Genomic DNA, 9,860 nt, shown 5'->3' with positions numbered 1-9,860 from the left:
GGGGAGTTGAAGAGAGGCGCCGCGTCGCCGGGCGGTGGCTGTGCCGCAACCGTCATGGCAGGACGGAGCGGTGCGCTTCCGGTGCCCCGGAGTTCCGCAGCGTGTGCGTCGCGTCACCGACGGTAGACCTATGTTTTTAAGTTTCGCAAGCCGGTCGCGTAGCCTTCCCCTCGAACGAGGTGCGCCTGCGGGCGCGTTGGGAGGAGAGTTCGATGGCCTTGAGGCGTGAGCCAACGGCACGTCAGGTACGCCTGGCGGTGGAACTCCGCAGACTCCGTGACGCGGCAGGCCTTACCGCCCGGGAGGCGGCGGCGCTGCTGGGGGTGAGCTCGGCTCAGATCAGTCAGATCGAGGCCGGCCTCACGGGCGTGAGCGAGAAGCGGCTGCGCCGCCTCGCGGCCAACTACGCCTGTACGGACGAGGCGTTCGTCGACGCCCTGGTCGCTATGGCGACCGATCGGACGCGCGGCTGGTGGGAGGAGTACCGGGGTCTGCTCCCGACACCGTTCCTCGACCTGTCCGAACTGGAACACCACGCCACGTTCCTGAGCGAGGTCCAGTTCCTCTACATCCCCGGACCGCTCCAGACGGAGAACTACGCTCGCGCCATCTTCTCCGACAGAATTCCGCAGCTACCCAGCGAAGACATCGAGTTGCGGGTCCGGCATCGGATGCAACGGAAAGTGATTCTCGAAGGCCCCGCTCCCACACCGTACGAAGCGGTCATCCATGAGGCGGCGCTTCGGCTCAGAGTCAGCGATCGCGCAGCGTCACGAGCTCAGCTCGCCCACCTCCTCGAAGTCTCCGAAGCGGACCACGTCACCGTGCGCGTCCTCCCGTTCGACCTGGACAACTTCGGCGGCTCCTGGACCGCGATGATGCTGGCGGGCGGTGCCGTGCCCAAGCTGGACACAGCTGTTCGCGACGCACCTCACGCCGCGGCGTTCGTCGACTCCGAAGCCCAACTCGGCGTTCTTCGAACGCTTCTCCATAGAGTGAGGGACGTATCGCTCGACCCGAACCGGTCGCGTGACGTCATCCAAAAGCTGGCCAACGAGCTGTGAGGCATCCATGGACTCCCTCGACAATTGGCGGAAGTCGTCCTACTCCGGCGCCGGCGACGGCAATTCCTGCGTAGAGGTCGCCGTCCGCCGCCCCCACATAGCCATCCGCGACTCAAAGGCCCCGGCCCACGGACCCCTCTCCGTCCCGGCCGGGGCCTTCACCGCCCTCGTCGATGCCCTGAAGACCTACTCCACCGTCACCGACTTCGCGAGGTTGCGCGGCTGATCCACCTCGTTGCCCCGGGCGGTGGCCAGCTCGCAGGCGAACACCTGCAACGGCACCGTCGCCACCAGCGGCTGCAGCAGCGTGGGGGTGGCCGGGACGCGGATCAGGTGGTCGGCGTACGGGGCGACCGCCTCGTCGCCCTCCTCCGCGATGACGATCGTCCGGGCACCGCGCGCCCGGATCTCCTGGATGTTGGAGACGATCTTGTCGTGGAGGACGGACCGCCCCCGGGGCGACGGGACGACCACGACGACCGGCACGTCGTCCTCGATCAGGGCGATCGGCCCGTGCTTCAGCTCACCGGCCGCGAAGCCCTCCGCGTGCATGTAGGCGAGCTCCTTCAGCTTGAGCGCGCCCTCCAACGCCACCGGGTAGCCCACGTGCCGTCCCAGGAACAGCACCGTGTCCTTCTCCGCGAGGGAGCGGGCCAGCTCCCGTACCGGCTCCATCGTCTCCAGGACCCGCTCCACCGCACCGGGGACCGAGGACAGGTCCCGCACCACCGCGCGGATCTCGTCGGCCCACTTGGTGCCCCGCACCTGCCCCAGGTACAGCGCGACCAGGTAGCAGGCGATGAGCTGCGTCAGGAACGCCTTGGTCGAGGCGACCGCGACCTCCGGGCCGGCGTGCGTGTACAGCACCGCGTCCGACTCGCGCGGGATCGTCGAGCCGTTGGTGTTGCAGATCGCGAGGACCTTGGCGCCCTGCTCGCGGGCGTGCCGCAGGGCCATCAGCGTGTCCATGGTCTCGCCGGACTGGGAGATGGCGATGACGAGGGTCTGCTGGTCGAGGATCGGGTCCCGGTAGCGGAACTCGCTCGCCAGTTCCACCTCGCACGGGATCCGCGTCCAGTGCTCGATGGCGTACTTGGCGATCAGGCCGGCGTGGAAGGCCGTACCGCAGGCGACGATGACGACCTTGTCGGCCTCGCGCAGGACGTCCGCCGGGATCCGCACCTCGTCCAGCGTCAGCGAACCCGTCTCGTCGATGCGCCCGAGCAGGGTGTCGGCGACCGCCTTCGGCTGCTCGGCGATCTCCTTGAGCATGAAGGAGGCGTAGCCGCCCTTCTCCGCGGCGGAGGCGTCCCAGTCGACGTGGTAGGAGCGGACGTCGGCCGGGCTGCCGTCGAAGCCGGTGACCGTCACCGCGTCCCGGCGCAGCTCGACCACCTGGTCCTGCCCCAGCTCGATCGCGGAGCGCGTGTGCGCGATGAACGCGGCGACGTCCGAGGCGAGGAAGGCCTCGTCCTCCCCCACGCCCACCACGAGCGGTGAGTTGCGCCGCGCCCCGACGACGACGTCCGGCGCGTCGGCGTGCACGGCGACCAGGGTGAACGCGCCCTCCAGCCGCCGGCACACCAGCCGCATCGCCTCGGCGAGGTCGGAGCAGGAGGAGAACTCCTCGGCGAGCAGATGGGCGACGACCTCGGTGTCCGTCTCGGAGACGAGGTCGTGGCCGCGTTCGGCCAACTCGGCGCGCAGGGCGGCGAAGTTCTCGATGATGCCGTTGTGGACGACGGCGACCCGGCCCGCGTTGTCGAGGTGCGGGTGGGCGTTGGCGTCCGTCGGGCCGCCGTGGGTGGCCCAGCGGGTGTGGCCGATGCCGGTCGTACCGGTGGGCAGGGGCCGCTCGGCCAGCTCCTTCTCCAGGTTGACGAGCTTCCCGGCCCGCTTGGCCGTGGCCAGGCCGCCGTCCGCCAGCACGGCGACGCCCGCCGAGTCGTATCCCCGGTACTCCAGCCGCTTGAGGCCTGCCGTCACGACGTCCAGCGCCGACTGCGACCCCACGTATCCCACGATTCCGCACATGACCGGAAGCCTACGGTCCGTCAGCCGCCGGAAAGGGCCTCCGCCTGCCCGAAATCGGAAATTCCCACCGGTGCACGAAGCACCGGTGGGAACACGGGCAAGCCGTCTCAGCCGAGCTTGGCGAGCTGGGCGTCGGAGACCTTCACCGGGAAGTCGAAGTCCTCACCGGTGACGATGGAGGCGAGGTTGACGACGGCGAAGGAGACGACGGTCGCACCCTTGCGGGCCACGACCAGCTTCATGGGCGCCTCGACGCCTTCGTCCGCGGGCGCGATCGCCGTGATCGCGAGCGCCTCGTCCGCGCCGCCGGGCGCCTGGGTCTTCTCGACCTTCAGGATCTTGGCCTTCTGACCGGCGGCGGTGTACGTGTAGCCTCCGGCGCACTTGCCGGCAGCGGCGTCCACGTCCTTGATGACCTGCTCGGCGCCGCCGTCCTCGTAGGAGGCGAGCGTGATGAGCATCTTCTCCGCACCGAGACCGGCGAGCAGGGCGTCCTCGGGGCTGGCCCCCTCGGCGGGCTTCTTCGGCTCGCCCGTCCAGGACCGCTTCACCGTGGCGGCCGGCGAGCCGACGGCCACGCCCGCCTGCACGTGGGCGAGGGGCCGGCAGGCCGCTTCCTCGGACGTGACCTGGTCGGCGGCGACGTCGTCCGTGGCGGGCAGCTTCGTCACCACCTTGCCGTCCTTGACGTCCGCCTGCACCAGCGCGGCCTTCTCCAGTTCGGCGGCGGTCAGCGCCTTGGCCGCCGGCGCGGCGGAGGGGGCGGCGTCGGCCTTGCCCTTGCCCTCGTCGCCCTTGCCCTCGTCGCCGGAGCCGCCGCAGGCGGTGGCGAGCAGGGCGAGCGCGGCGGCGGAGGCGGCGAGCACGGTACGGCGGACGGCGGTGGGCTTCACGGTGGACTCTTTCTTCACTTCTGCGGAGGACTCCGCAACACTGCGCGCACTCTATGCACAGGCCCCTCACAGGTGATCACCAGGTGACCACCCGGTATGCGACCGTGACGTCCACGTGATCTTGTTCCGCGGCGAGGCCCCGCGGCCGCTCCGCACGTCCGGCCGCGTGCGCGCCGGCCGGGCCGGGTCAGTCCTTCCCGCCCGCCCTGGAGATCCGGCGCACCCGGCGGCGGACGGCGGGGCCGATGCGGACCATGACACGCTTCTCGATGCCGCCGATCCGGCGTTCCAGGGCCGCGAGCCGCTTGTGGGCGGCGGCCAGTTCCTTCTGTGCCGCGGCGAGCTGCCGGCCGGTCTCGCTCGCCCGTTCCTCGGCGGCGGCGAGCCGGGTGCGCAGTTCCTTGTTCTCCTTGACCCGCTTGTCGATACGGGTGTTGGCGACCGCGATCCGCTCACGCAGCCGGCTGATCCGGTAGCGCATGTGGCCGTCGTCCGAGCCGTCCCAGACCGGCATCGAGGCGGGCAGCTCCAGCGCGGCGAGACGGGCGTCGAAGGCCGCGCCGCGGTCGCCGTGGGTGTAGGTGTTCCGCAGGTCGTTCCGGTCGAGGAAGGCGACGATCCGCTCGAACCGCTCACCGTGGTGCTTGGTCATCGCCGAGTAGTCGGCGGCCTCGTACAGCTCACGGGGGTCGGTGTCCGCGGACAGCGAGGTGAGCGGGACGTGGGGGATGTCGAAGTAGCGGCACAGTTCGAGGGTCCGCGAGTCGTGGGTGAGCACGACGCTCGGCGTACCGGCCAGCAGTGCGGCGATGTTGCCGTGGATCCGGGTGCCGTAGGCGAAGTCGTGGCTCCGCAGTTCGTCGATCCAGGTCGTCGGGTCCAGCGGCATCCGCACCTTGTTCTCGCGCATCAGCGGGTGGCTGAGCTGGAGCGGGAACGGGTCCTCGACGCCGGTCTCCGGCGTGAGGTCACCCCAGAGCAGGAGTTCCGCGTCGACGAGGTTCTGCGCGTAGTACAGGAGATTGGGGTAGCGCTCCCATGCGTGACGGGCCAGGCCGGCTATGTCCCCCACGGGGATCGCGTCCGGGGAGAGGTTGACGGCGATGCGCGAGGACGCGGTCAGCTCGACGGCGCGGACGGCCGGGAAGGTGTCCCCGTACAGGAACATGGACGGGCAGCCGATGATGTCGACGCTGCCGGCGGGGAAGCCCATCTCGGTGAGGTAGCGGGCGGTGAGCTCGCCGCGCACGCCGATCGACGCCGACCGGTCGAGGACGGCGGAGACGAAACGTCTCACCGACTCCTCGATCGGCTTCAACGGCCCGGTGTCGTAGTCGGCCCCGGTCTGGGCGCCGACGCCGAAGACGACCACGGGGATGGTGAGCTGTTCCACCAGCGTCGACAGCCGGTCCAGGGACGCCTGGAAGCTGGGGCGGAAGGCGTTCGCGAGCGGCACGACGAAGACGTCGTACTGCTCGTTGATCTCGGCCGCCCGCCGGGCGGACGGATCGGTGCGGATGCCGTTCGAGACGACTTCGGTGTCCGGCGCGGACAACATCTTGTGGGCCGAGTCGCTGAAGAGCAGGTTGCCCGTGTTGGTCCCGATCAGGTCCTGGTGGATGAACTCCGTCGGCGTGGCCACGCGAAGCGGGCTCTTCCCGGAACGGATCAGGATGCGCTTCACACGACACTCCCCGGCTGGGCTGATGGGACTCGGCGGCTGCGGGCCTACCTCCGCACGGCACGCGAACGACGTCCGACACCTGTGCGACGTGAGCCCTGCACGATGGTAATTGCCATGTGAACGAAGTCCAGAGCAGGCGTGTCCCTTCGCCCCCGCCCGCCCGGGCGGGGCTCTCCGCGTGACGCACCCCACCCCCCGTCCCGTTCGTCCTCCGTTAACAATGGACTGTGATCTCTCCGGTCTCCTCGATGCCCCGGAGCGCCCACCGGCAGCGGCCGGAGGCGACTCCCTACGTCGATCTCACCCGTTCCGAGTGGAGCGCGCTGCGCGACAAGACGCCGCTGCCGCTCACGGCCGAGGAGGTGGAGCAACTGCGCGGTCTCGGTGACGTCATCGACCTCGACGAGGTGCGGGACATCTACCTCCCGCTGTCCCGGCTGCTCAACCTCTACGTCGGCGCCACCGACGGGCTGAGGGGCGCGCTGAACACCTTCCTCGGTGAGCAGGGCTCCCAGTCCGGCACCCCCTTCGTCATAGGGGTCGCCGGTTCCGTCGCCGTCGGCAAGTCCACGGTCGCCCGGCTGCTCCAGGCCCTGCTGTCGCGCTGGCCGGAGCACCCGCGCGTGGAGCTGGTCACGACGGACGGTTTCCTGCTCCCGACCAGGGAGCTCCAGGAACGCGGCCTGATGTCGCGGAAAGGTTTCCCCGAGTCGTACGACCGTCGTGCGCTCACCCGTTTCGTCGCCGACGTCAAGGCGGGCAAGAGCGAGGTCAGCGCCCCCGTCTACTCCCACCTGATCTACGACATCGTCCCCGGCGAGAAGCTCACCGTGCGCCGCCCGGACGTCCTGATCGTCGAGGGGCTCAACGTCCTCCAGCCCGCCCTGCCCGGCAAGGACGGCCGCACCCGCGTCGGGCTCGCCGACTACTTCGACTTCAGCGTGTACGTCGACGCCCGCACCGAGGACATCGAGCGCTGGTACCTCAACCGCTTCAAGCGGCTGCGCGAGACCGCCTTCCAGAACCCCTCCTCGTACTTCCGCAAGTACACCCAGGTCTCCGAGGAGGAGGCCCTCGACTACGCCCGCACGATGTGGCGCACCATCAACAAGCCCAACCTGGTGGAGAACATCGCCCCCACCCGCGGCCGGGCCACCCTCGTCCTGCGCAAGGGCCCGGACCACAAGGTGCAGCGCCTCAGCCTGCGCAAGCTGTGACGGCTACGCTGCCGCCATGCTGCACCTGCGCCTGATCACGCCGGCCGACAGGACCGACGACGTGGTCCGCCTGATCGAGGGGACGATCGGCACCGCGCACCTGTGCGTGCTGCCGGGCGCCGCCCGCGATCCCCGCGGGGACCTCGTGATGTGCGACGTGGCCCGGGAGGCGGGCGACGACCTGCTCAGCGGGTTGCGGCGGATGGGGCTGGACACGTCCGGTTCCATCGCCGTGGAGGACATCGGCCTGTCGCTGTCCGAACGGGCCGACAAGGCGGAGGCGGAGGCACCGGGCGAGAGCGCGGACGCGGTGCTGTGGGAGCACCTGGCCGACGCCACCCACGAGGAGTCGACGCTGTCGGTCGCCTACCTCGCGTTCCTCACGCTCGCCACGATGATCGCGGCCTGTGGTGTGGTGCTGGACAACGCGATCCTCATCGTGGGCGCGATGGCGGTGGGTCCGGAGTTCGGCCCGCTGGCCGGCATCTCCACCGCGGCCGTACAGCGCCGGCCCCGCCTCGCACTGCGCTCGGTGATCGCCCTGCTCGTCGGCTTCGCGGTGGCGATGGCGGTGACGGTGGGCTTCAGCTTCTTCATGGACGCGGTCGGGCTGTTCAGCCAGGAGCGACTGCACGGCGACCGCCCGCAGACCGGGTTCGTCTACGCGCCCGACTGGTTCTCCTTCGTGGTGGCGGTCCTGGCGGGCGCGGCCGGCACGCTCTCGCTGACGTCCGCCAAGTCCGGGGCCCTGGTCGGCGTCGCCATCTCGGTGACGACGGTCCCGGCCGCCGCGAACGCCGCCGTGGCGCTGAGCTACGGGGACCTCGTCCAGACCCGGGGCTCCACCGAGCAGCTCCTGCTCAACCTGCTCGGCATCGTCCTCGCGGGCACCGTCACGCTGCTGGTCCAGAAACGCCTCTGGGCCAGGCAGCACGAACGTCTGCGCAGACGCACCGAGGCCTGAGCGGCACCGGGACCGGCCCCCGGGCCCCGCCTCCGGAGCGCCCCGAGCACGCCCCTGGAGCGCCGGGCCCGGGCACCGGGCCCGGGCACGAACCCCTGCGGCTCCTAACCCAGCGCCGACTTCACCGCGTCCGCCAGTCGTCCCGCCACCGAGCGGGCCTGGTCGATGTCCGCGGCCTCCACCATCACCCGCACCAGCGGTTCCGTGCCCGAGGGGCGGAGCAGTACGCGCCCGGTCTCCCCCAGTTCCCGCTCGGCCTCGGTGACGGCCGCCGCGAGCTCGGCGGAGGTCTTCACCCGGGACTTGTCCACGTCCGGCACGTTGATGAGCACCTGCGGCAGCCGCTCCATCACCGACGCCAGCTCCCGCAGCGGACGCCCGGTCTCGGCGACCCGCGCCGCGAGCAGCAGGCCGGTCAGCGTGCCGTCGCCCGTCGTCGCGTGGTCGAGGACGATGACGTGGCCGGACTGCTCGCCGCCGAGGGCGTAGCCCTTCTCCTTCATCTCCTCCAGCACGTACCGGTCGCCGACCGCGGTCTGCACCAGCTGGATGCCCTCGCGCTCCATGGCGAGCTTGAAGCCGAGGTTGGACATCACGGTCGCGACGACGGTGTCGGAGCGCAGTGCGGAACGCTCCCGCATCGCCAGCGCGAGCACGGCGAGGATCTGGTCCCCGTCGACCTCCTCGCCGGTGTGGTCCACGGCCAGGCACCGGTCGGCGTCGCCGTCGTGCGCGATGCCGAAGGCGGCCCGGTGCTCGACGACGGCGGCCTTCAGCCGGTCCAGGTGGGTCGAGCCGCAGCCGTCGTTGATGTTGAGCCCGTCCGGTTCGGCGCCGATGGTGACGATCTCGGCACCGGCGCGCGTGAACGCCTCCGGCGAGACCCGGGCCGCGGCGCCGTGCGCCTCGTCGAGGACGATCCTCAGGCCGTCCAACCGGTTCGGGAGGACGCCGACGAGGTGGGCGACGTACCGGTCGGCCCCCTCCTCGTAGTCCCGCACGCGGCCGACGCCGGCGCCGGTCGGCCGGTCCCAGGGGGCACCGGTGCGGTGCTCCTCGTACACGGCCTCGATCCGGTCCTCCAGCTCGTCGGCGAGCTTGTGTCCGCCGCGGGCGAAGAACTTGATGCCGTTGTCCGGCATCGCGTTGTGGCTGGCGGAGAGCATCACGCCGAGGTCGGCGCCGAGCGCGCCGGTGAGGTACGCCACCGCGGGCGTCGGCAGGACGCCGACCCGCAGGACGTCCACGCCCGCGCTCGCCAGGCCCGCGACCACGGCGGCCTCCAGGAACTCCCCGGACGCACGCGGATCACGCCCGACCACGGCGGTGGGCCGGTGCCCTTCGAACGTGCCCGCCTCGGCCAGTACGTGCGCGGCGGCGACGGAGAGGCCGAGCGCCATCTCCGCCGTCAGGTCCGCGTTGGCGACACCGCGCACGCCGTCCGTGCCGAAGAGTCGTCCCACTTGTCCTCCTGAGGAAACGTCAGTGTCGAAAGCCGTGCCGAGGCCGTGCCGAGGCGTCGGACCCGTGCGGGCGGTCGACGGTTGTGCCGCTGACGAAGCTTGTGCTGTGTTCGACGGTCACGATGCGTGTGCGGCTGCGCATCTCGGGGCAGGAGCCCGACCCTACGATCACATTAGCCTTTGAGCGCCTTGTGCCGTTATACGCCCAGGGCCACGAATAAACGAACGCCCCGGCGGCACAGTGGCGTGCCGCCGGGGCGTTCGGAGTACGCGCGAGCGCCCTGCGATTAGCGCTTGCTGTACTGCGGAGCCTTGCGGGCCTTCTTCAGACCGGCCTTCTTCCGCTCGACCGCGCGGTCGTCGCGGCGCAGGAAGCCGGCCTTCTTCAGCGGACCGCGGTTGTTGTCGACGTCGGCCTCGTTCAGCGCACGGGCGACACCGAGACGGAGCGCACCGGCCTGACCGGAGACACCGCCACCCGCGATGCGGGCGATGACGTCGTAACGGCCCTCGAGCTCGAGCACCTTGAAGGGCTCGTTGA

9 protein-coding genes are annotated in these 9,860 nt (G+C 70.7%); 4 read left to right on the top strand and 5 right to left on the bottom strand.

Going from position 1 to position 9,860, the window contains the following annotated elements:
• Positions 1–212 precede the first annotated feature (212 nt).
• Both RIM90_RS28110 and RIM90_RS28105 read left to right on the top strand, forming a co-directional pair.
• Positions 213–1,064 (top strand): helix-turn-helix transcriptional regulator, encoded by an 852-nt coding sequence (locus RIM90_RS28110; protein ID WP_309063565.1) that lies wholly within the window; start codon positions 213–215, stop codon positions 1,062–1,064.
• Between the two features lie 7 nt (positions 1,065–1,071).
• Positions 1,072–1,290: a DUF397 domain-containing protein gene (locus RIM90_RS28105; RefSeq protein ID WP_309063564.1), complete on the top strand. Its 219-nt coding sequence runs from the start codon at positions 1,072–1,074 to the stop codon at positions 1,288–1,290.
• Here the strand turns inward: RIM90_RS28105 and glmS are convergent.
• From glmS to RIM90_RS28090, 3 genes are all read right to left on the bottom strand, one after another.
• The gene (gene glmS, locus RIM90_RS28100; RefSeq protein WP_309063563.1) at positions 1,251–3,098 is read right to left on the bottom strand and encodes a glutamine--fructose-6-phosphate transaminase (isomerizing); all 1,848 of its coding nucleotides are present in this window, start codon (positions 3,096–3,098) and stop codon (positions 1,251–1,253) included. The two genes, RIM90_RS28105 and glmS, sit on opposite strands and share 40 nt — an antisense overlap.
• A 107-nt stretch (positions 3,099–3,205) precedes the next feature.
• Entirely contained in the window at positions 3,206–3,991 is a 786-nt protein-coding gene (locus RIM90_RS28095; RefSeq protein ID WP_309063562.1) for a hypothetical protein, read from the bottom strand.
• Between the two features lie 187 nt (positions 3,992–4,178).
• Positions 4,179–5,633: a polysaccharide pyruvyl transferase family protein gene (locus RIM90_RS28090; protein ID WP_309063561.1), complete on the bottom strand. Its 1,455-nt coding sequence runs from the start codon at positions 5,631–5,633 to the stop codon at positions 4,179–4,181.
• A gap of 290 nt (positions 5,634–5,923) precedes the next feature.
• On the opposite strand from RIM90_RS28090, the gene coaA reads away from it, so the two are divergent.
• Positions 5,924–6,892: a type I pantothenate kinase gene (gene coaA, locus RIM90_RS28085; protein WP_344645653.1), complete on the top strand. Its 969-nt coding sequence runs from the start codon at positions 5,924–5,926 to the stop codon at positions 6,890–6,892.
• A 16-nt stretch (positions 6,893–6,908) separates the two neighbouring features.
• Entirely contained in the window at positions 6,909–7,856 is a 948-nt protein-coding gene (locus tag RIM90_RS28080) for a DUF389 domain-containing protein (protein ID WP_309063559.1), read from the top strand.
• Between the two features lie 104 nt (positions 7,857–7,960).
• Here the strand turns inward: RIM90_RS28080 and glmM are convergent, their stop codons facing one another.
• Together glmM and rpsI are read right to left on the bottom strand one after the other, a co-directional pair.
• Positions 7,961–9,319, bottom strand: a complete 1,359-nt coding sequence (glmM, locus tag RIM90_RS28075; protein WP_309063558.1) for a phosphoglucosamine mutase — start codon at positions 9,317–9,319, stop codon at positions 7,961–7,963.
• Between the two features lie 287 nt (positions 9,320–9,606).
• Positions 9,607–9,860, bottom strand: a 254-nt coding sequence (rpsI, locus tag RIM90_RS28070; RefSeq protein ID WP_309063557.1) for a 30S ribosomal protein S9, incomplete at its 5' end; no start/stop codon positions are given.

It is taken from the genome of Streptomyces sp., from assembly GCF_031181555.1.
GTDB classification, from domain to species: domain Bacteria; phylum Actinomycetota; class Actinomycetes; order Streptomycetales; family Streptomycetaceae; genus Streptomyces; species Streptomyces fimbriatus.
Note: the sequence above shows the minus strand (reverse complement) of the source record. Positions and strands in the feature narration are given on the sequence as shown.